At 71.2% G+C, this 20301-nt stretch carries 24 protein-coding genes and 2 pseudogenes; 15 read left to right on the plus strand and 11 right to left on the minus strand.

Annotated features, from left to right (window positions below):
* Positions 1-82 precede the first annotated feature (82 nt).
* A complete protein-coding gene (locus tag T328_RS19255; RefSeq protein WP_496497325.1) occupies positions 83-832 on the plus strand; it encodes an AfsR/SARP family transcriptional regulator in 750 nt (249 codons plus the stop codon).
* Positions 833-1182: 350 nt separating this feature from the next.
* A complete protein-coding gene (locus tag T328_RS19260) occupies positions 1183-1989 on the plus strand; it encodes a hypothetical protein (RefSeq protein WP_496497326.1) in 807 nt (268 codons plus the stop codon).
* A 105-nt stretch (positions 1990-2094) separates the two neighbouring features.
* Here T328_RS19260 and T328_RS19265 read toward each other — a convergent pair.
* Positions 2095-2897: pseudogene (locus T328_RS19265) on the minus strand (MauE/DoxX family redox-associated membrane protein).
* A 403-nt stretch (positions 2898-3300) separates the two neighbouring features.
* Positions 3301-3549 carry a hypothetical protein gene (locus tag T328_RS19270; RefSeq protein ID WP_496497327.1) on the minus strand — a complete coding sequence of 83 codons (249 nt, stop codon included), beginning with the start codon at positions 3547-3549 and terminating at the stop codon, positions 3301-3303.
* A gap of 1633 nt (positions 3550-5182) precedes the next feature.
* Here T328_RS19270 and T328_RS19275 point away from each other — a divergent pair.
* The 9 genes from T328_RS19275 (at position 5183) to T328_RS19315 (ending at position 12180) form a co-directional block, all read left to right on the plus strand.
* On the plus strand, positions 5183-5485 hold the full coding sequence (locus T328_RS19275; protein ID WP_496497328.1) for an urease subunit gamma: 303 nt from the start codon (positions 5183-5185) through the stop codon (positions 5483-5485).
* A 13-nt stretch (positions 5486-5498) separates the two neighbouring features.
* Positions 5499-5810 carry an urease subunit beta gene (locus T328_RS19280; protein WP_496497329.1) on the plus strand — a complete coding sequence of 104 codons (312 nt, stop codon included), beginning with the start codon at positions 5499-5501 and terminating at the stop codon, positions 5808-5810.
* On the plus strand, positions 5803-7524 hold the full coding sequence (locus T328_RS19285; protein ID WP_496497330.1) for an urease subunit alpha: 1722 nt from the start codon (positions 5803-5805) through the stop codon (positions 7522-7524). Before T328_RS19280 ends, T328_RS19285 begins: the two co-directional genes overlap by 8 nt.
* A gap of 206 nt (positions 7525-7730) precedes the next feature.
* Positions 7731-8405: an urease accessory protein UreF gene (locus tag T328_RS19290; RefSeq protein WP_496497331.1), complete on the plus strand. Its 675-nt coding sequence runs from the start codon at positions 7731-7733 to the stop codon at positions 8403-8405.
* A 73-nt stretch (positions 8406-8478) separates the two neighbouring features.
* Positions 8479-9198: an urease accessory protein UreG gene (gene ureG, locus T328_RS19295; RefSeq protein ID WP_496497332.1), complete on the plus strand. Its 720-nt coding sequence runs from the start codon at positions 8479-8481 to the stop codon at positions 9196-9198.
* Positions 9199-9296: 98 nt separating this feature from the next.
* Positions 9297-10109 carry an urease accessory protein UreD gene (locus T328_RS19300; protein WP_496497501.1) on the plus strand — a complete coding sequence of 271 codons (813 nt, stop codon included), beginning with the start codon at positions 9297-9299 and terminating at the stop codon, positions 10107-10109.
* A gap of 464 nt (positions 10110-10573) precedes the next feature.
* Positions 10574-10861 carry a hypothetical protein gene (locus T328_RS19305; RefSeq protein WP_496497333.1) on the plus strand — a complete coding sequence of 96 codons (288 nt, stop codon included), beginning with the start codon at positions 10574-10576 and terminating at the stop codon, positions 10859-10861.
* A gap of 35 nt (positions 10862-10896) precedes the next feature.
* Positions 10897-11523, plus strand: coding sequence for an SDR family NAD(P)-dependent oxidoreductase (locus tag T328_RS19310; protein ID WP_496497334.1), 627 nt, complete (start codon positions 10897-10899; stop codon positions 11521-11523).
* A gap of 33 nt (positions 11524-11556) precedes the next feature.
* A complete protein-coding gene (locus tag T328_RS19315; RefSeq protein WP_496497335.1) occupies positions 11557-12180 on the plus strand; it encodes an NADPH-dependent F420 reductase in 624 nt (207 codons plus the stop codon).
* Positions 12181-12477: 297 nt separating this feature from the next.
* On the opposite strand, the gene T328_RS19320 is transcribed toward T328_RS19315, so the two are convergent.
* From T328_RS19320 to T328_RS19355, 8 genes and pseudogenes are all read right to left on the minus strand, one after another.
* Entirely contained in the window at positions 12478-13056 is a 579-nt protein-coding gene (locus T328_RS19320; protein ID WP_496497336.1) for a hypothetical protein, read from the minus strand.
* Positions 13057-13128: 72 nt separating this feature from the next.
* The gene (locus tag T328_RS19325) at positions 13129-13251 is read right to left on the minus strand and encodes a hypothetical protein (protein ID WP_496497337.1); all 123 of its coding nucleotides are present in this window, start codon (positions 13249-13251) and stop codon (positions 13129-13131) included.
* A 71-nt stretch (positions 13252-13322) separates the two neighbouring features.
* A pseudogene (locus T328_RS19330) lies at positions 13323-13612 on the minus strand (DUF488 domain-containing protein); the annotation flags it as partial.
* Positions 13609-13872 (minus strand): cupin domain-containing protein, encoded by a 264-nt coding sequence (locus T328_RS19335; protein WP_496497338.1) that lies wholly within the window; start codon positions 13870-13872, stop codon positions 13609-13611. The gene T328_RS19335 and the pseudogene T328_RS19330, both read right to left, overlap by 4 nt.
* Positions 13873-14186: 314 nt before the next feature.
* Positions 14187-14432 carry a type II toxin-antitoxin system RelE family toxin gene (locus T328_RS19340; RefSeq protein WP_496497502.1) on the minus strand — a complete coding sequence of 82 codons (246 nt, stop codon included), beginning with the start codon at positions 14430-14432 and terminating at the stop codon, positions 14187-14189.
* Positions 14433-14437: 5 nt separating this feature from the next.
* Complete coding sequence (locus tag T328_RS19345) at positions 14438-14791, minus strand: hypothetical protein (protein ID WP_496497339.1); 354 nt, start codon at positions 14789-14791, stop codon at positions 14438-14440.
* A 218-nt stretch (positions 14792-15009) separates the two neighbouring features.
* On the minus strand, positions 15010-15249 hold the full coding sequence (locus tag T328_RS19350; RefSeq protein ID WP_496497340.1) for a DUF397 domain-containing protein: 240 nt from the start codon (positions 15247-15249) through the stop codon (positions 15010-15012).
* 2 nt (positions 15250-15251) lie between these two features.
* Complete coding sequence (locus T328_RS19355) at positions 15252-16112, minus strand: helix-turn-helix domain-containing protein (RefSeq protein WP_496497341.1); 861 nt, start codon at positions 16110-16112, stop codon at positions 15252-15254.
* 357 nt (positions 16113-16469) lie between these two features.
* On the opposite strand from T328_RS19355, the gene T328_RS19360 reads away from it, so the two are divergent.
* The 4 genes from T328_RS19360 to T328_RS19375 all read left to right on the plus strand — a co-directional run bounded on the left by T328_RS19360 (position 16470) and on the right by T328_RS19375 (position 18690).
* Positions 16470-16859 carry an ATP-binding protein gene (locus tag T328_RS19360; protein ID WP_496497342.1) on the plus strand — a complete coding sequence of 130 codons (390 nt, stop codon included), beginning with the start codon at positions 16470-16472 and terminating at the stop codon, positions 16857-16859.
* Positions 16856-17275, plus strand: coding sequence for a RapZ C-terminal domain-containing protein (locus T328_RS19365; protein WP_496497343.1), 420 nt, complete (start codon positions 16856-16858; stop codon positions 17273-17275). The genes T328_RS19360 and T328_RS19365 overlap by 4 nt, the downstream gene beginning before the upstream one ends.
* A gap of 117 nt (positions 17276-17392) precedes the next feature.
* Positions 17393-17620 carry a hypothetical protein gene (locus T328_RS19370; protein ID WP_496497344.1) on the plus strand — a complete coding sequence of 76 codons (228 nt, stop codon included), beginning with the start codon at positions 17393-17395 and terminating at the stop codon, positions 17618-17620.
* A complete protein-coding gene (locus T328_RS19375; protein ID WP_496497345.1) occupies positions 17617-18690 on the plus strand; it encodes a hypothetical protein in 1074 nt (357 codons plus the stop codon). The genes T328_RS19370 and T328_RS19375 overlap by 4 nt, the downstream gene beginning before the upstream one ends.
* 70 nt (positions 18691-18760) lie before the next feature.
* Here the strand turns inward: T328_RS19375 and T328_RS19380 are convergent, their stop codons facing one another.
* Entirely contained in the window at positions 18761-20212 is a 1452-nt protein-coding gene (locus T328_RS19380; RefSeq protein ID WP_496497346.1) for a N,N-dimethylformamidase beta subunit family domain-containing protein, read from the minus strand.
* Positions 20213-20301 lie beyond the last annotated feature (89 nt).

Below are 20301 nucleotides of genomic sequence, written 5' to 3' on the forward strand. Positions count from 1 at the left end.
AGTTCAGCCAGGTCCAGCGGGTTTCCCGTGGCCTTCGAACCAATGAGCGCCGACAGGCGCTGCCTCAACGCCAGGGGGGATCGTGCCCCGAATCCAGTTCACTGTCCAACTCCTCGGCAGCTTCGAGGTGTCCGGTCTCGGCATGGCCCCGATCCGGATGTGGCCGAAGCCGCGCACACTGCTGGCCCAGCTGCTGGTGGCCGACGCGCCCGTGCCGTTGCGGCGGATCCTCGGCGAGCTGTGGCCGGGCGGCGAACCGGAGTCCGCCGCCGCCAACGTCCGCGGCTACGTCCACATCATCCGCCAGGAACTCGGCCAGGGCACGGTCCAGACCCTGCACGGCGGCGTGTACCGGCTCTCCCTGCCCGAGGTCCGGGTGGACTCCCGGATCTTCCTCCGCCTGCTCGGAAGGGCCCGCACGACCGCCGACCCGCGGGAGCGCACAGCCCTCCTCGGGCAGGCGCTCGCCCTCTGGGAGGGGCCGGCCCTGAGCGGCGTCCCGCAGGGCCCCATGCTGCGGAACTGGGTCGCGTCCATGCGCGGCCACCGGCGGCGCGCCCTGCTCGACCTCGCCGAGCTGCTGGTCCGCGGCGGCCAGTGCGGCGACGCCCAGTACCTGCTGCGGCAGCACCTGCTGGAGTGGCCGGAGGACGAGGCCGCGTACGTGCTGCTGATGCGCGCGCTGTACGCGGCGGGGGACGGCGGCGGCGCGCTGACCGTCTACCGGCAGGCGTACGACGAACTCGCCGAGACCGGCCTGCGACCGGGCCCGCGGCTGGAGGCCGCCCAGAACGCCATCCTTCACCACCAGCCGCTGCCCGCCGACTCCTAGATGAACGAGTCCGATGTTCTCAGGGGTCGTAGTCGATCAGAGCCGGGGGTGCGGGAGAGGTACGCGGCGCTGTTCGACGCGTATCCGGAGCAGGCGATCCCGGGGACGGACGTTGTCAGATTCTGCGAGATTCCGTACCAGGACTTGCTGGCACGATCGGCACAGTTTATCGGCCGATCGGCATCCGCAGAAAAAGGTGTACGCCTCCTCTGCTTCACGCAGGGCGTGGGGCCTACTGGGGGCACGTGCGGGACGAGATCAAGGACGGATTTGACCACGCGCGTCGCATCCGCAGGCGCGCCTGCCGACCGGCCCGTCACAGAGCCATCGCGAACAGCAAGGACACACGCATGCAGACAAAGACACGGGTGGTGGGCGCCGCCGCCATAATGGGGGCCGTTCTGCTGCCCCTCGCGGCGTCGACAGCCTTCGGCGAACCGGAGTCGACGAGGGCGCAGACGGGGACCGCACGGGCCTGCTCCGATGAGCTCCCGGACGATCCCACTGCGGCGACCAGCCGCTTCCTGACGCTCGTCCGGACGCTGGAGGACCAGGGCCGCACGCAGGCCGAGATCGACGCGAAGCTGGCCGCGGACAACTGCCTGGAGCGTGTGGACGGCGGGGGCGATGAGGTAGGCACCCTCGCCAACCCGGACGAGGAGATCAAGATTTCCAAGCCGGAAATCTACAGTGTCGTCGGGAAGAACCTCTATATGGCCCGCGGCTCCTGGAAGTGGATCGAGGTCCCCAACAAGGTCAAGGGATACGACGCCTTCGGCCTCAGCTTCAGCAAGAAAGTCGCTCCTCAGTCCCACGTCCTCCAGTACGACGGCGAGCACTTCAAGAAGAAGACGACCAGTCAGGCGGAGACGTCCAACTCCTACGGATCAGGGTTCATCTTCAACGAGGGCCCGAGGAACCCGGTGTACGACGACATGCAGGGCCGGACAGGCACCATCGGCGTCAGCTTCAAGGCCGCAAAGAAGGGCTGCTCGAACCACCAGGTGTTCACGAAGTACGGCCACACCTGGAACTCCACCAGCGTGACCGGCATAGCCGTCGGCACCACATCGATCGGCTTCACCTGGTCGGACAGCGGCAGCAAGTGGCAGCAGGCCAGCCTGCCCAGCAGTGAGGTGAAGGTATGCCGGAGGTAGCAGCGGCATAGGCGACGGCGGTCGGCGCCGCCCGGAGGGGGCGCCGACCGCCGTGGCGGTGACCGGGCAGGAGCCGCCCGGCCGGCGCCCCCTCCGGCACGCGCGTCAGAGCGCGTCAGGGTTACGCCCCGGTGCCACCGGCGGCGGGGCCCGCACCACAGCCGTCGCCCGTGGCGCAGGCGCACCCCCCGTCGCGCCGCGCCACGGGCGACATCCACGCGGGGACGGACCACGGCCCGCACCGAGGCGACAACGCGGCGATGCGGCAAGGCGACGCGGCATGCGGCTACGTGCCACGTCGGCGGACGGCGACGGGGCTACGGGGCGGCCGTGCCGAAGCGCCGCAGCCTGGCTAGGTCCGCGGGGCCTCGGTCCGCGGAGACGCCGCGAAGAGCGCGAGAAGTCGTCGAAGCGGATGACGAACAGGGCGCAGAACAGGCCCCCGGCCACCGCCGAGACCACCGCGGCGGCGTTGTCCACGGCCCCCGGGCCGAGCGCGTTCGCCGCCAGCCCCGTCGTGGCGAATCCGGCCAGCACGAGGTCGCGTGCCAGGTGCGCGTGCCCCAGCGGGGCGGTGCCGGCGCCGAAGCAGCGGCACCGCACGTCGCTGCCCGTCCGTAGCCGGCGGTCGATCACCGCGGCCAGCACGAGGAGAGTCCCGGCGGCCAGCGCCAGCCGGCGGGAACCGCGGCGGGCACGGCCAGCAGCAGCACGATGGCCGCCTCGCACACCAGGTACGCCACGCCCAGCGCCCGCCGGCGGCGGTAGAGGCGTACGGGCAGCAGCGCGCCCGTCGCCTCGGCGAACTCCCGGAAGTCCGCGGGGCGGAGCTTCGACACCAGCACGGCGGCGAAGACGACGCCCAGGAGCACCCGGACGGCAAGGTCGAGATACTGGCCGAGAGGCACGAACAGCAGCCGGTCGCAGGCATCGGCAGCCCACTCGGCAATCGCGGTGAGGGACTTCGCTCCGGCCAGGACCGCGCAGGCGGCGACCGCCGGGACATATGGCAGCGAGTGACGGCGCCCACACCCACAGCTCCGGGCCCGACCGCGAGAACGACGAAGCCCTGGGGGGATGGTGTCCCGTCACGTTGGAGGGGATCAGGCGTCCCTGGAGGGCTTCGGGATGCCCGTGCAGCGTGCCCGTGCAGCGTCGCTGCGCGGGCAGCAGCCGGGCGAGGAAGTCCACGATGCGGTGGGTGGCATTGAGTGTGCAGCTCAGGTGAGCGAGGTGACGCCTCTGATGGCAGCGGGGGTGATCTTGACGGGCCTGCTCTGCCGGGGTTGCAGGTCTGTCCGCGGCCAGGGCTCACCAGAGGATCATCTCGCCGGGATAGACCTGCTGGAGGTGTTGGGTGCCGGGGGCGGTGAACCTTCGGGCGGGTGGAGCCGTAGTGATGATGTCTCCCCCTGCACCGAGGCGGGAGACAACGGCGGTTGTTTTGTACCGGAAGGAGTTCATTGTGCCGGATAGCGGGGCGGCGGTGTCGGCCGATGCGGCACGTGCGGATGCGCTGCGGGAATTCTTCAGGACGAACGGCGACACCAGATTGCCCACCAAGGATACCCCCCTAGAAATTTTTCTGCGAAACGCGAGCCCCAAAGGGACATCTCATCTGGGGCCGTTGGCGGCGGAGGCGCTGAGGGAAACCAGATTTGCAGGCCGGGTGCAGGACGTGGAAGGCAATCCCGAGAAGTTCAAATTCCTCCCCATCAGGAACGTCGAGCCGAAGCTGACCGATGAGCAGTGTGTGGCTGCGCTGGAGGAACACGCCGCTCCGTACCGCGCGAGGGGCGAAGCCGTCCCATGGCCCTCCAAGGGAAGCCGCGTAGGAAACCGTCTGGATAACGCGAGGACCGGTGGGGGATCTTATCTGGAGCCGAAGACGGTGGAGTGGCTGAGGAGAAACGGATTTGAAGACCGGGTGGCGAAGGAGCCCTACAAGCCCGGGAGGTACAAGACGGTTCCCCTTCGCTCTCGCGAGAGGGTGACCGGTGATGAGTACGTGCCGGGGCTGGGGCCGGGGGAGTCTTCCGGCGCTGGAGTGGCCCAAGCGCTGGGCGGGTACGGCGGTGGCTACGGGGCCGGTGTCCCGCAGGGTTCCCCGTCGTTGGAGGCTGTGGCTCCGGGTTTCCAGCCACCTCAGTACAGTCAGTGGCCAGGCGGTTACGCAAAGTACGACGCCGCCCCGGTGCCAGGTGGTCCTTCACCGCAGATCCTTCCGTCGCTCAGTCAGGATCCTTATGTGCAATGGCTGGACCAGGCCGGCGGTGAGCCCGGGGCCGGTGTCCCGCAGGGTCCCCCGCCGTTGGAGGCTGTGACTCCGGAATTCCAGCCGCCTGAGCACGATCAGTACGGTCAGCGGCGAGGCGGGTCTGCAGAGTACGACGCCGCCCCGGTGCCAGGTGGTCCTTCACCGCAGATCCTTCCGTCGCTCAGTCAGGATCCTTATGTGCAATGGCTGCACCGGGCCGGCGGTGAGCCCGGGGCCGGTGTCCCGCAGAGTCACCCGTCGTCGGAGACTGTGGCTCCGGAATTCCAGCCGCCTCAGTACAGTCAGCGGCAAGGCGGGTACGCAGAGTACAGCGGCCCGGGGCCCGGTGGTCCTTCACCGCAGAACCCGTCGTTCAGGCAGGATCCTCATGTGGCGCTGGGCCGGGGGATTCCCGCGGATTTCACTCCGGGAGCCGACGGTCACCGCGTTGACCACTCGTGGCAAGAACAGACTCCCGGCAGCCACCACGCTCGCACTCAGCCGCCGAATGCTGGTCGGCGGCGTGGTGGTCAAGCGCGCTGATGTGCTGTGTATCGCACGGCACTTGGCCGGCCGACATCGCACCGTGATGGTCCGGGCGGGTGGCCGCCGGGCCCGGCCGTGCGGACTGAACACCCGCCGCAAAGCGGTCCGGGCCCGCTACCACCGGCAAGCCCACCGGCGGCTGGGACGAGACCAGGTCCCCTCCACACCTCCCGGCCGCTCAGGACGCAACGAAGCCGCGCCCCCTCGACGTAGCCGGTCAGGGAGCTGCGTCCGGGCAGATGGCGGCGGATGCCGAGGCGTTCCAGCACCGTGGTGGAGGCGCGCTGTCCCCATTCGGTAACGCGCCGGAAAAACTCGCGGGCTACCGTGGCCGGACCCCGGGCCGGGACGGCGCCGGGGGGACCGGAGCCGGAAGGGCGGGTGGGACGCGTGCGACTGACTCCCCGGGAACAGGAGCGGCTGCTCATCCACGTGGCCGCGGACGTGGCCGAGAAGCGCCGGGCGCGCGGACTGCGGCTCAACCACCCGGAGGCGGTCGCGCTCATCACCTCCCACGTACTCGAAGGCGCCCGCGACGGCCGCAGCGTCGCCGACCTGATGATCTCCGGCCGCAAGGTCCTCACCCGCGACGACGTCATGGACGGCATCCCCGAGCTGCTGCGCGACGTACAGGTGGAGGCGACCTTCCCGGACGGCACCAAGCTCGTCACCGTCCACGACCCCATCGACTGACGGAGGCCCGGCCGTGATCCCAGGAGAGATCCGCTACGGCGACGGGGCGATCCGCCTGAACGAGGGCGCGGACGTCATCCGGCTCACCGTGCTCAACACCGCCGACCGGCCCGTCCAGGTCGGCTCCCACTACCACTTCGCCGAGGCCAACCCGGGCCTGGAGTTCGACCGTGCCGCCGCCCGCGGCAGACGTCTCGCCGTCGCCGCGGGCACCGCCGTGCGCTTCGAGCCCGGCGTGCCCGTGGCGGTCGAGCTGATCCCGCTCGCGGGCCGGCGCGTGGTGCCGGGGCTGCGCGGCGAGACCCGCGGAGCGCTCGATGGCTGAACTGTCCCGTGCCGCGTACGCCGACCTCTTCGGGCCGACCACCGGCGACCGCATCCGGCTCGCCGACACCGACCTGCTGATCGAGATCGAGGAGGACCGCGCCGGCGGCCCGGGGCGCGCGGGCGACGAAGCGGTCTTCGGCGGCGGCAAGGTCATCCGCGAGTCCATGGGCGTCTCCCGCGCCACCCGCGCCGACGGCACCCCCGACACCGTGATCACCGGCGCCGTCGTCCTCGACCACTGGGGCGTCGTCAAGGCCGACGTCGGCATACGGGACGGGCGTGTCACCGCGCTCGGCAAGGCCGGCAACCCCGACGTCATGGACGGCGTCCACCCCGAGCTGGTCATCGGCCCGGAGACCGAGATCGTCGCGGGCAACGGCAAGATCCTCACCGCGGGCGCCGTCGACGCCCACGTCCACTTCATCTGTCCCCAGCTCGCCGACGAGGCGCTCGCCGCCGGCGTCACCACCCTCATCGGCGGCGGCACGGGCCCCGCCGAGGGCAGCAAGGCCACCACCGTCACCCCCGGGCCGTGGCACCTCGCCCGGATGCTGGCGGCCATGGACGGCGTCCCCGTCAACGTCGGCCTGCTCGGCAAGGGCAGCACCGTCTCCGCCGAGGCCCTGCACAGCCAACTCCGCGGCGGCGCCCTCGGCTTCAAGATCCACGAGGACTGGGGCGCCACCCCCGCCGTCATCGACGCCTGCCTCGCCGTCTGCGAGGAGACCGGCGCGCAGCTCGCCCTCCACAGCGACACGCTCAACGAGGCCGGCTTCGTCGGCGACACCCTCGCCGCGCTCGCCGGCCGCACCGTCCACGCGTACCACGCCGAGGGCGCCGGCGGCGGCCACGCCCCCGACATCATCACCGTCGTCTCCGCCCCCCACGTCCTGCCCAGCTCCACCAACCCGACCCGCCCGCACACCGTCAACACCGTCGAGGAGCACCTCGACATGCTGATGGTCTGCCACCACCTGAACCCCGCCGTGCCCGAGGACCTCGCCTTCGCCGAATCCCGCATCCGGCCCTCGACCATCGCCGCGGAGGACGTCCTGCACGACCTCGGCGCCATCTCCGTCATCTCCTCCGACTCCCAGGCCATGGGCCGCATCGGCGAGGTCGTGCTGCGCACCTGGCAGACCGCGCACGTGATGAAGAAGCGGCGCGGCGCACTGCCCGGCGACGGCCGCGCCGACAACCTGCGGGCGCGCAGGTACGTCGCGAAGTACACGATCAACCCCGCCGTCGCCAACGGCGTCGACCACGAGATCGGCTCCGTCGAGCCCGGCAAACTCGCCGACCTCGTCCTGTGGGACCCGGCGTTCTTCGGCGTCAAGCCGCAACTGGTGGTCAAGGGCGGCCAGATCGCGTACGCACAGATGGGCGACGCCAACGCCTCCATCCCCACCCCGCAGCCCGTCCTGCCGCGCCCCATGTACGGCGCCACCGGCCGCGCCCCGCACGCCAACTCCGTATCCTTCGTCTCGCCCCTCGCGCTGGACGACCGCCTCGGCGACCGCCTCGGGCTGGGCAAGGCGCTGGTCGCCGCCCGCTCCACGCGGTCACTGACCAAGGCGGACATGCGGCTGAACGACGCGACCCCGGACGTACGGGTCGACGCCGACAGCTTCACCGTGACCATCGACGGCGACGTGGTCGAGCCCGCCCCGGCGGCGGAGCTGCCCATGGCCCAGCGCTACTTCCTGTTCTGAGCCATGCCGCCCGCGCCGCCGCCGCCTCGGGTTCCTCTCCGCGACCGGTCGCGGGGAGGGGACGCGCGGGCGCGAGGCGTGGGGGTACGGGGCATACGGATGCGAGGCCTGCGGCGACGCGACATGCGGACCCGGGGCACGCGGGTAGGCATGCGTGCACGTGGCGTGCGTGCACGTGGCATGCGGAGGCGGGAAGGGGGCCGCACGTGACCCGTGCCGCGCTGCTCGTGCTCGCCGACGGCCGCTTCCCCGCCGGCGGCCACGCCCACTCCGGCGGCGCCGAACAGGCCGTCGCCGCCGGGCGGATCACGGACGCCGCCGGGCTGGCGGCGTACTGCCGCGGCCGGCTGCACACCGCCGGTCTCACCTCCGCCGCCCTGGCCGCCGCCGCCTGCGCCGGGGCCGACCCGCTCCGCCTCGACGAGGCCGCCGACGCCCGCACCCCGTCCCCCGCCCTGCGCGCCACCGCCCGTCGCCTGGGCCGCCAGCTGCTGCGGGCCGCCCGGGCCGCCTGGCCGTCCGCGGAGCTGGACGCCCTCGCCGAAGCCCGCCCGCGCGGCGTCCACCAGCCCGTCGTCCTGGGCCTCGCCGCCCGCGCCGCGGGCCTCGGCCCGGGCGACGCCGCGCACGCCGCCGCGTACGAGGCGATCTCCGGGCCGACGACCGCGACCGTACGGCTCCTCGGGCTCGACCCCTTCGAGGCCACCGCCGTCCTCGCCCGCCTCGCCACCGAACTGGACGACGTCGCCGCGCGGGCCACGGCGGCGGGTGTCCGCGCCGTCGCCGACCCCGGCGACCTGCTGCCCGCGGCGGGCGCCCCGCTCCTCGACATCGCCGCCGAGGAGCACGCCGCCCGGGCGGCGCGGCTCTTCGCCTCGTAGGCAGACCTCGGCAGACCTCGTACGGACCTACGGACCTACGGACCTACGGACCTACGGACCCCAGGGAGACGGCATGCACCTCGACCACTCCGAGACCACCACTCCGCAGCGCTACACGTACGGCGCCCCCGCGCGCCGCCCCGTCGAACCCCCGACACCGGCCGGACGTGCCACCACCCGCCGCCGGGCCCTGCGGGTCGGGCTCGGCGGCCCGGTGGGCTCCGGCAAGACCGCCACCGTCGCCGCGCTGTGCCGGCTGCTGCACGACGAGCTGTCGCTGGCCGTCGTCACCAACGACATCTACACGCGTGAGGACGCCGAGTTCCTGCTCCGCGAGGCCGTGCTGCCGCCCGAGCGGATCGCCGCGGTGGAGACCGGCGCCTGCCCGCACACCGCCATCCGCGACGACATCTCCGCCAACGTTGAGGCCGTCGAGGAGCTGGAGGCCACGGTGGGGCCCCTCGACGTGGTCCTGGTGGAGTCCGGGGGCGACAACCTCACGGCCACCTTCTCCCGCGGCCTGGCCGACGTGCAGCTCTTCGTCATCGATGTCGCGGGTGGCGACGACATACCCCGCAAGGGCGGGCCCGGCGTCACCACGGCCGACCTGCTCGTCGTCAACAAGACCGACCTCGCCCCACACGTCGGCTCCGATCTCGCGCGCATGGCGCGCGACGCGCAGGCCCAGCGCGGTGACAAGCCGGTCGTGTTCACCTCGCTGGCGCGGGAGGGCGGCGTGCAGCCGATCGCGGACTGGCTGCGCGGGCGGGTCGCCGCATGGCGCGCGGCGTGAGGAACGCCGGGGCCGCGCGCGCCGACGGTACGGGCGGCTCCGCCCCGCGCCCGCCGGGCCGGGCGGCTCCCCGCCCCCGCCCGTCCGCCGTCGGACACCTGCCCGGGCACGTGCCCGAGCACGTGCCCGAGCACGTGCCCGCCACCGGAGTCCGCGCCCACGCCCGTATCACCGCCGCCCCCGACGGCCGCGGCGGCACCGCACTGCCGGAGCTGGCCGGGGCCGGGCCGCTCGCCCTGCGCCGGGTCCGCGCGGGCGCCGGGGAGGCGCGGGTGTGCCTGGTCGGGGCCATGGCCGGGCCGCTCGGCGGCGACCGGGTACGGCTCGACGTACAGGTCGAGGCCGGCGCCGCCCTGTGCGTCACCAGCGCCGCCGCGACCCTGGCCCTGCCGGGTGCCGCCGGCGGGACCGCCCGCTACGACGTGCGCCTCGCCGTCGGCGACGGCGCCGAGCTGCGCTGGCTTCCCGAGCCGCTGGTCTCCGTACGCGGCAGCAGGCTCCACGTGACGTACCGCGTGGACCTCGCCCCCACCGCCCGCCTGGTGCTCCGCGAGGAGCAGGTGCTCGGCCGCGCCGGCGAGCCGCCCGGCCGGCTCGTCTCGCGCCTCACGGTACGCAGCGGCGGCCGGCCGCTCCTCGACCAGGCCACCGACTTCGGCCCCGGCGTCCCCGCGTGGGACGGCCCGGCCGTGCTCGCGGACAACCGCGCCGCCGGTCAACTGCTCGTCGTCGCCCCCGAGTTCGCCGACACCCCGGCGGAGCCGTACGTCGTCGCCCCCGGCCGTGCCGTGATCACCCCCCTCGCCGGCCCCGCCGCCCTCACCACCGCCGTCGCCCCGGACGCCCTGCTCCTCCGCGCCCTGCTGGACGCCGCCCACACCCGCACCGCGCCCCCGCACGGAACGGCCTAGCCGGAAGCCGGGCCGGTTTCAGCGAGTGCGGCGCCAACCCGTGCCGGTGGGTTTACACATGCCCGCATGGCGAGGCTGAGTCTGCGGATCGCGCAGACCCGATCGGTACAAGCGGTGGTCAACAAGGGGCGCCGACAGGCGCGCAGAGGCAACACGGCGGGTGCGGCGGAGGCGTTCCAGCTGGCCGCCGCGTCCGGCGACACCCGCTCCAGCGTGCCTGCGGCCATGCACCTGTGGCTCCTGAGATCCGGGACCGGTGACCTGCGGGCCGCCGACGAGGCATATCTGCTGGCGGCCGGTCTCTGGGCCGAGAACGGGTACGCCAAGGACGGGTCCGTCGCCGACAAGAGCCGGGGGTTGGCGGCCATATCGCGGGCTATCAGCCCGAGTTCATCGGGTCCGCGCGACGGGCTTTCCGCCGGGGCATCGATTCCGGGGATCCGGAGTCCGTGTCGCTCGCCGCGATGGGTCTCGCCAGACTGGAGGCGCAGGATCTGGAGAAGATGTACGGCCTCGCCGATGCCTCGGCGGGCCTGACGGTGATCACAAGCTCCCTTCGGCGCGTGATCGACGCGGGTCTCCCCGACTACGTCCCCGCCGCCGCGAGCGCCCTCGCCCGCGACAGCGAGCGGGCCGGCGACGTCGACATGGCCCGTGTCGCGCTGCGCGCCGCCATGGACTTCGCCGATTCTCCGGACGTCTGCCATGCCGTGTCGCTGCGGCCTTCAGCAGGCGGGCGGCCAGTTCCGTAGAAGCCGGCAGGTCCGGGCCAGGTGCCGGGCGGCTGGTGTCGCGTACCAGCGGGTGCAGCCGCACGACCGGCAGCGCGTCCAGCCCGGCCGCCGGCGTCCAGGGCGACGCCGCCGACCTCGACGACCTGGACCACCTGTACGACACCGTCAAGCGGGAGAAGGGCAACCTCGACGTGCTGTGGGCCAGCGCAGGCGGCGGCGAGCCCGCCCCGCTCGGCGAGATCACCGAGGCCCAATTCGACACCTGGTTCGGGCTCAACGCCCGCGGCACCCTGTTCACCGTCCAGAAGGCCCTCCCGCTCTTCAACGACAGCGGCTCCATCCTCATGACCGGCTCCAACGCCTCCCTCGGCGCCTTCCCCGGCCTCAGCGTCTACGCCGGCAGCAAGGCCGTCCAGCAGGCGTGGGCCCGCGTCTGGCTCAACGAGCTCAAGGACCGCCGCATCCGCGTCAACGTCCTGACCCCCGGCCAGGTCGCCACCGCGAAGCAGGCAGAAGTCTTCGACGAGGCCAGCAAGCGCCAGTTCGAGTCCCTCATCCCCCGCGGCCAGATGGGCCGCCCCGACGAACTCGCCACCGCCGCCCTCTTCCTTACCACCGACGACTCCAGCTACGTCGACGGCATGGAACTCGTCGCCGACGGCGGCACCACCGCCATCTAAAACGAACAACGCACAACCAGGGAAGGACATCTCATGAACAACATCAGCATCATCGGCACCGGGAACATGGCCCGCACCATCGGCACGCGGGCGATAGCGGGCGGCAACACCGTCGAGGTCATGGGCCGCGATCAGTCCAAGGCCGCCGACCTGGCCAAGGCTCTCGGCGGCGGCGCCACGACGGGAGAATGGGGCACCGCCCCGGCCGGGGACATCGTCATCGTGGCCCTGTTGTACGACGGCGTCGTGCCGGTCGTCGCCCAGTACGGAGACGCTCTCGCGGGCAAGGTCATCGTCGACATCAGCAATCCCTTCAACTCCACGTTCGACGGGCTTGCCCACCGCGAGGAGACCTCGATCGCGCAGGAAGCCGCCAAGGCGGCCCCGGCCAGCGCCAGCGTGGTGAAGGCGTTCAACACCATCTTCCGTCATGTCCTGGAGAAGGGTCGGCCCGACGTCTTCATCGCCGGCGACGATGCGCAGGCCAAGGCACGTGTGGTGGCGTTCATCGAGAGCCTCGGGCTGCGCCCGCTGGACGTCGGCGGCCTGAGAATGGCGCACTGGCTGGAAGGAGCGGGCGTGGTCACGGTGGGCCTCGCCAACCACGGGGTGGGGAACGTGGACTTCGCCCTCGGCATCACCGAACTTCCCGTCTGAGCACTCGGTTGACGGATCACCCGAAGGACTCGCCAATGAAGCTTGGCTTCACACTTCGCCTGGGGGCTGTTGTGTGCACGTCGTGACCCAAAACCGGGCCCAGGATGGGTGATTTGACCGGCTATAGAAGCACGGATGTGGTCCCTTCGTGGCTCCCCAACCCACGTTGCCCGGCTCCCACGCGAGCCCCAGCACCCCGGGCGCGGCACCCCCGGAGCCCGGCGCCCGCCCCGGCCCACGCGCCAGGCGGCGTGCTCGAAACCGGCGCACGTGCCTGGTCAGGCAGCCTGCAGCGGATCACCAGCCCAGCGCCAGCTCAGGGCGGATATCCGCAATGAGCTGCTTGCCTGCGGTCTCATTGAGCCGGTCGGCTGCACATTCTTCAAGGAAGAACAGCACCATGGCCTGACCGTTCTTCATCGCATAGAACCGCTGGCCGTCGTGCTCCAACTCTTCCATCATTCGGCTGACCACCATCAGGTCGGCCCAGTCATCTTCGACCTCGATGTCCCAGCGGCGTCGGCGGCCGTCGGCGGCGTACTCGATCCACGCCTCCCCCGAGTCGAGATCAACATGGTCTCGCAGATCGGTGAAAGCCTCTGGCCGACCGGCGATCCGGCACAACCGCCCGGCGATCTCGACGTAAGCGCCCGACCCGTGGACACACTCGGTGTCGAAGTTCCACGCCCGGTCGCAGAACCACCGCCCCCACGGCTCCGCCTCGACCTCGACACCGAACGCGAACAGCAAAGCCGCGAACGGCTCACGCTCATACGCCGCACGCGGACGCGAATACAAAAGCTCGGCAATCGTCCTGCCCGCCGCAAGCGACAGGCCCAACTCCGCCAACTCAGCCAGCTGATCCTCAAGCTTCACGGTCCGTGACCGTAGCGCGCCAGCACAACACAATCAAACCCGGTGAACGTTCGTGGTCAGTCGCGGCGTACATCAGGTCCGGCAGGAACGGGCGTCCGCGATCCGGGTCGGCCTGGACAGCCACCACTTCCAGTCCCAGTCGCCGTTGACCTCGGCGGCATGCGTGTGGACTCGCGTCCCCCTGTCCGCGGCCACCCCCACTCCTGACGAACCCTCCTGGGCGTTCACCGTCCCGGCCGTTGCGAGACCCACCACCGGGAACAGCCGTAGCCGCGGAAGGAGGCGTTCTCCCAGAACGTGTCCGGGGAGTCCGGCGCCGCCCTGCGGAAGCCGCCGAGGCGCGGTTCCCAGCGGTACGCGATGTCCGTACGTGGCAGCCACTCCGCCAGGGCGTCGCGGCCCACGTCCGGGTTGCGGCGGCTGCCGGGGGCGGTGCGTACGTCGACCACGGACCGGACGTCCGCGCCGTGGAGGAGGGAGGCGAGCCGGTCCTGTCGGCCGTGCCGTGGCCGACCGTCAGCAGCGCGGCGGGGGCGCCCGCGCGGACGTCCGTCACCCGCGGATGGCGACCGTGAGCAGTACCGCCGCGTCCTCGACGCCTTCGAGGGCGTGCCAGGCCGGCGGGATGGTGATCAGGTCTCCCCTCCGGCCGTCCCAGGAGTCCGCGCCGCTGACGAGTCGTACACGACCGCGCAGCACCAGCAGCGTCGCCTCGGCCGGGCTGTCGTGCTCGGCCAGCGACGAACCGGCGGTCAGGGCGATGACGGTCCGGGGCTGTAGCTCGATCTCCCGATCCGGGCCCGCCGCTTCCCACATCGGAGGGTAGTCGTTCCTCCAGACCCGGAAGCTCTGTGCGGAAGCTGGCGACGCAAGAATATGGCTAACTCGGCTGCGCGAACGAGCACTTGAGGAGAATGGCCGCAACGGACGCGCCTCCGCCAGCAACTGGAGAACTGAGGTATCAAGATCGCGCCCGCCGGCCGGTGGAACGCCGCGAACTCAAGCCCGAATCCCACCCGAGTCGGAGCCGTGACGGCGGTGCCTCGCTGCGCCACGGCGAAGGAGCGCGACCGCCGCTCCACGCTGCGGCGTAGAAGGCGCCCGGCCTGCCCACCGGTCAGGCCGCGCCGCTACCTGACCGGTGGGCGGCCCAGGATGTCGATGGACAGCACCAGCGGCTTTCTCTGCTTGATCGTGTACATGATGCGATACAGGCCGACGCGGATGCGGTAGGTATCTCTGCCGTAGGCGTGCGCGCCCGCAGGCTCCGGGTCGTTCGCCAACAGGTTCACCGCATCCAGGATCTGATCCGCACCTTCCGGATCATCTCGGCGGTACCGGTGGAAAGCCTGCTTGGCCTTGCTGGACCACTCCACCGAGCTCAAGCGGCGACCTCGTCGGCAGCCAGCTCCTTCAGCAGCTCGTCATGCGACACGTACGGCTGCCCGCTGTCCCGCACCTCATAGGCGCGCGCCAGGTCGGCCAGCTCCAGTAGGCCCTCCCGCTCCTGCAGGTCGTCCCCGGCGGTCTCGACCACTGCCTGCGTCCACCAGTCGGCCAGGAAGACATCGAAGTCGTTGCCGTTGTCGAGCTTGACCAGGTCGGCGTAGAAGGCGGCGCGCAGCTCGGGCTTGCGGAGCGCGGCATCGACGGCCTGAACGGTGCGGGCGATGGGAGGAGCCTTCCGCCCGAGGTCGCTTTCGGCTCGGTTAAGAGCCTGCTGCCAGGTGCTCATCGTGGTCCTCCGTGTCGCTGGTGCTCTCATCTTCGACGGTCGGCAGCCGGGCCGGCAAGGCGCCCGGCGGGTCGCTGCGCGTCGGGCGAGCGCGCGCTGCCACCCGTCGCTTCGAACTCCCTGCCGGACCAACTTGAGCCTGGTCTCCCGCCTGTGAGCGAGGAACCGGGCTCACGTTGATGCGCCTGTGGAAAAGGCCGCCAGGCGTGTCGAGTCCTCTACTTCAGCAGGTGATCGAACTCGCCGGCCTTGGCACCATCGAGGAACGCGGCTAGTTCGGTGCGCGTGTACATCAGCGGGGGGACGTCGGGGTGCTTGCTGTCGCGTAGGGCTACCCAGCCGTCGCCCGCAGGGGCGAGTTCTACGCAGGCGCCGTTCTCGCCGGACGCCGTCGCCTTTATCCACGTCAGGTCGCCGGGGTTCACGGCCGGGGGTGTGGGGTTGCTGGATCGCGTCATGGTCACTCCTTTGTAGCGAGTTCGGCCAGGCGTGCTGCCGACTCATCGGGGTCGAGAGCACCCGCCCTCAGGAGGTCGAAGGTGTGGACAAGCATGCGGGTCTGCCTGGCGCGCTCCAGGAAGTTGTTCCCGGCAGGTGATTCGACGAAGCCCACGACGGGATCGGAGGCGCCGAAGTTCAGCAGGGTGAACGCGCCCAGCATGCCCGCGTGTGCGTCGGAGTCCAAGGGGTGGATCTGCAGGGTGACGTTCGGCAACTCGGCTGTACTGAGCAGGTGGGCCAGCTGATCGCGCATGACCACCTGGCCGCCGACGGGGCGCAGGAGCGCAGCCTCGTCGACCACGGCCACCAGCTCTATCGGGTTGGACCTGGCCGTAAGTCGCTCCTGGCGCTGCATACGGACCCGAGCGAGCCGGCCGACGTCGTCCGCGGTCTTGAGGCCGCTGCTGGAGAGGACGGCTCGCGTGTATGCCTCGGTTTGCAACAGGCCCGGCACGTAGCCGAGTTCCCACGCGCGGACTACGCGGGCGTCGTATTCCAGGCCCACGTAGACACCGAGGCCCGAGGGGAGGACCGTCTCGTATTCCGCCTGTTCCCACCAACCGACTTCGCTGGCCTCCTTCCGGATCTCCAGCATCTTCGCGCGTTCGTCCTCGTCGGTGACCCCGTACAGATCGAGCAGGCCGCGCAGCTCGATCATCTTCGGAAGGCCCTGGCCGAGTTCGATGCGGCTGATCTTGGAGTTCGAGCACTCCAGGTAGTTGGCTGCGGCGAGTTGATCGAACTCGGCCTTCTCGCGGAGTCGTCGCAACTCGGATCCCAGCCGGCGGCGCCGGACCGTGGGGCCGCTCGGGTCGCTCATCCGCTGTCCTCTCGTGCCTTTCCGGCCGCGTCCTCGTCGCGTGCTTGCGGGGCGCAAGTCTGCCGTACCGCCGGTCAGTTGGTGTAGCGAGTCCGTCACTCTCCGGGAGCTTGTCCCTCGTGAGAGGGAACTTCACGACCTTGGCTTGCCCGTTGGGATCCCAGGAAGGATTCTAACCGGAATCTCATCACCAACAGTAGTCAATCGGAAGCAGTCTGTTGATCAATGCTGCCGAGTGGACCACCGAGAGCGAGGCGCCTCATGCCCACGACGCGTAGCCCTTTACCGACCTGCACACGGGCCTCCGTCGTGCTGCCCGGCGGCTCCAGGACAACGCCCGGGTGTGCTCGGGACATCGTGCGGTCCTGGCTGGTCGCCTGGCAGGTCCCGGCCGGGCGGACGTACGACACCCTGGTGATCGCCAGTGAGCTGACGACCAACGCGCTGGTGCACACCGACAGTTCCCGGATCGTCGTGGCCGTCCAGATCACCGGCCGGGAGCTGCGGCGGCTGACGATCAGGGTGATCGACCAGGGCCCGTCCCGGCCGGGCTGGATCGACCGCCGTCCCGGCCGGAACGACCAGGTCGACGGGAGTGACGGCTTCGCCCTCTCCGGCCGTGGGCTGTCCTTGGTCGAGGCACTTGCGGATCGGTGGGGGGCGGTCCGAAGGCTCGCGGGCACCAGCGTGTGGGCACAACTGGCTGTCCCCGCGGCCCACTCACTATGCGAAAGGAACCAACGATGAGCAAGGCTTTACAGCTCGGTGCACGTCCGAGCAGCGTCACGGACGGGCCTGTCGCCGTACGCCTCGTGAGCTTCAGTTACCCGCACGGTCCCATCCCCGACGCGCACATCGTGCTCGACCTGCGCACCCACTTCGACGACTCGCCGGTGCGCCGCGGCTTCATCGACCTCACCGACCCTGCCGAGCGCGCGTACGCCCTGGTGACGGAGACGGACGGACTTCCCGAGTTGGTCGAGGGTGTCATCCCCGTGCTGGCGTCCTTCCGCAGCGGGTGCGGGTCGGATGACGGGCCGGTTACCGTGGCCGTGGGATGCGCCGACGGACAGCTGTCCGCGGCCGTCGCGATCGTGATGCAACGGCGATTGAACAACGGCCTGGTGCTCGTGACAGTGGAACACCGCGAACCCGAGGGCTGAAGCCGAGTCGGAGCCGAGCCCTCCGGCCCAAGGCCCCCTCTCTCCACCCCGGTTGGCGAGGCCGGACGGCCCGCTGGCAGAGTCCGATGTCAGACGGGTCCCCTAGGGTCTGTCGGCATGAGGAAGACGACTTTCGTCGACGAGACGACCGAGGTGGGCCGATCCGACGGCTGGGAGCTGGAGATCTCCGAAGAGCGGCTGACCGTGCGTGAGCCGATCCGGCGGCGGGTCTTCCAGAAGGTGGCCGACTGCAACGCGCGGCCGTCCGAGGTGTTCCAGGGCCTGGCCCAGCCCGAGGACACCGAGGTGACGTCCCTGAAGCCGGTTCCGCTGGTGGGGGGTTGAGCGCGATGGAAGGTGTTCCCCACCACGTCGCCGCGGGTGACATCGAGCTCGCGGACAGGACCCTCAACGCCATGGGAGTCGCCGACAGCGGCTATCGGGGCGTCGGCTGGTCGGAGCAGCTTCTGGACGAGCTGCGTGATCTCCCTCATGAGCGTCGTCGCAGTCTCGCCCGTTCCCTGGTCGAGCGGTACCACCGACTCGACGAGGAGGCCGCCGAGTTCCGGGCGCGGACACTGCTTCTGGCCGGGATCCTCGCCGCGGATCTCCCCGGGGACCCACTGTCCGCCGAGCGCATCGAGGTTCTCGACGACCTCGGCGAATGCCACTCCTTCTGGTACGAGGAGCATTTCTCGGTTCTGGTGGAGGCGGAGTTGGCCGCCGGCCGTTCCCTCACGCCGGCTGCGATTGCCGCCTTCCGGCGCAGTGGCATGGAATACGGCTTCCCGACCGCACCACTCGGCCGTGCTGGTGAGAAACCCACCGACCCGGTGCTCAACGTGGGCGAGAAGTGGGCCGAGCGTGCCCTGGAGCAGGTGGGTCCCGGTCCCGACGACCCGTGGCGGGCGCTGCTCGCGCACGCGCTCACCGCCACGTCCGCCAAGCCCAGCGCGAAGTGGGACAGACTGGCTCGGCAGCACGTCGAACCGCTGGGCCCGGAGCTGGTGCGGGAGAAGGCGGTGTCCTGGCTCGCTCTGGTGGGCGTTCCGCGTACCTTCCGTGTGAAACCCGTGTTCTGCGAAGACCGGCACTTCAACGAGGTCTTCGACCCGTACAACGCCCTCGCGCTGCGTGGCCTTGCCTGGCTGTTGTCGCTGCTGCCACCGCATTCCGACACAGCTCGTGCGCTTGGAGCGTTGGTGGAGACCTCGCTGCAGAAGGTGCCTGGGCGGGGCCCGCGCAGTGCGAAGGTGGCGCATGCGGGCGCCCTCGCCCTGGGCCGGATCGACAGTGAGCCCGCGCTGGCCGAACTGGACCGCCTCGCCGCCCGGGTGACACACAAGGCCACCGCGAGGGTGATCGCCACCGCCCTGGAGGCACACGCGACTGCCCTTGGTCTGGGAGGGCGGTGAGCGAGTCACCGGGGTCAGCGCCGGAGGAGGTAAGAATGCTGGAGCGGCCCTCGTCTGATGATGAGTGCGCTCAGTCGCGTTTGCAGATCCGGTCCAGCAGGGTCGCCGTCGCCCGCTGGATCACCGGGTTCACATGGTCCGGCCGGTCCAGCGCCGGCGACCACGCGAACGTACCCGCCGCGAACACCAGTCCGCCCGCCGGCGTCTCGTACAGCGACGTCTCCTGATAGCGCCGCACCCCGCGGCCGTCCGCGTACGGCGAGTGCGCCAGCAGCTTGCGCTCCGTGTGCTTCGGCAGCGGCGCGCGCGGGAAGTAGCGGTCCGCCTCGCCCGCGACCAGGCCGGGCAGCTCGTCGCCCTCGCGGGCGCCCGTCGTCTCCCACAGCCAGTGGTCCGCGTTCCGTACGACCAGCGGTCGCGGCTCCGGCACCCGGCCCACGTACTGCACGCCCAGCAGCTCCTGCTCCGGCTCGCCCTGATCGCGCCAGAGCGCCGGGCGGCCCGGGCCCTGGCGCTTGGCGCAGTGCAGCAGCCGGTCGGGCTCGCCGGCCGCGGAGGGGGCCAGGCCGACCTGCCAGTACATGGTGTTGGCGGAGAGGAACACCAGCGACGTGCCCGCGTCCCGGGCCCGCTCCGCGGCCCGGCGCATGCGCACCGTCCAGTACTCGTCGTGGCCGGGGCAGACGATGCCGCGGTAGCGCGTGGGGTCGGCCCGGCCGGCGTGCAGGTCGCGGGCGTCCGCGTACGCCAGGTCGTAGCCGTAGCGCTCCGCCCAGCGGATGAAGTCGTAGGCGTGGCCGACGTGCAGCGGCAGCCCGGCGCCCGCGTAGGGGCGGTCGAAGGAGACGGTGGTGGCCGCCTCCGGCTCGCCGAGGAGGCGGCCCTCGTCGTCCCAGGCGTGGTAGAGGCTGGCGCCGGTGCGGCCGTCCTCGGGGTAGAGGTTGTACGCCTGCCACGTGATGTCCGGCAGCAGCAGGAGCAGGTCGGCCGGGTCGCTGGAGCGGACGGTGAACGGCGCGTGGGAGCGGTGGCCGTCGGCGGTGGTGAGCACCGCGACGTACGCACCCGGGCAGCAGTACGACGGGATCTGCAACCGCCAGGACAGCCACCAGTGGTGGCAGGAGACCGTGCGTCCGGCGACGAGCGGCACCGGCTGCACGATGCCGGCGAGCCGCGGGCTGCCGGTCACCTTCGCGGCGCCGTCGCCGGCGTAGTGGCCGATGCGGTAGACGTCGATGCCGAACTCCTGCGGGGGGTCGACGGAGACCCGGAAGTCGACGGACTCGCCGGGCGCGACGCACGAGGGCGCGGCGAAGCCCTTGATCTGCTGGCGTACGTCATTGGCGAGGTGGACGCCGCCGTCGCCGGTGGTCGCGGCGTCCACGTACCAGGGGACGAGGCGGCCGTCCTCGAAGGACTCCTCCCCGGCGTGCAGCCACGGCAGCGGCCCCGCCGCGAACGGGTCGGAGACGGCGTGCGCGAGCGCCCCGGACTCCCACCGCCGGATGCTGTCGTGAACCACGGGCCGATTCCCTCCCTCGCCCCCGTGTGGGTCGGCGAAGTCCAGGACATCACATAACGCAAACGCCCCGTCACGGAACGCCGACATTC

It is taken from the genome of Streptomyces sp. CNX435 (assembly GCF_059570575.1).

Bases quoted from the DNA above. Each gene is read 5' to 3' on its own strand.
- T328_RS19285 (WP_496497330.1), top strand. From the start codon at position 5,803: ATGGCTGAACTGTCCCGTGCCGCGTACGCCGACCTCTTCGGGCCGACC.
- T328_RS19365 (WP_496497343.1), top strand. From the start codon at position 16,856: ATGAGCAAGGCTTTACAGCTCGGTGCACGTCCGAGCAGCGTCACGGAC.
- T328_RS19370 (WP_496497344.1), top strand. From the start codon at position 17,393: ATGAGGAAGACGACTTTCGTCGACGAGACGACCGAGGTGGGCCGATCC.
- T328_RS19315 (WP_496497335.1), top strand. From the start codon at position 11,557: ATGAACAACATCAGCATCATCGGCACCGGGAACATGGCCCGCACCATC.
- T328_RS19335 (WP_496497338.1), bottom strand. From the start codon at position 13,872: ATGTGGGAAGCGGCGGGCCCGGATCGGGAGATCGAGCTACAGCCCCGG.
- T328_RS19260 (WP_496497326.1), top strand. From the start codon at position 1,183: ATGCAGACAAAGACACGGGTGGTGGGCGCCGCCGCCATAATGGGGGCC.
- ureG (WP_496497332.1), top strand. From the start codon at position 8,479: ATGCACCTCGACCACTCCGAGACCACCACTCCGCAGCGCTACACGTAC.
- T328_RS19355 (WP_496497341.1), bottom strand. From the start codon at position 16,112: ATGAGCGACCCGAGCGGCCCCACGGTCCGGCGCCGCCGGCTGGGATCC.
- T328_RS19350 (WP_496497340.1), bottom strand. From the start codon at position 15,249: ATGACGCGATCCAGCAACCCCACACCCCCGGCCGTGAACCCCGGCGAC.
- T328_RS19305 (WP_496497333.1), top strand. From the start codon at position 10,574: ATGGGTCTCGCCAGACTGGAGGCGCAGGATCTGGAGAAGATGTACGGC.
- T328_RS19345 (WP_496497339.1), bottom strand. From the start codon at position 14,791: ATGAGCACCTGGCAGCAGGCTCTTAACCGAGCCGAAAGCGACCTCGGG.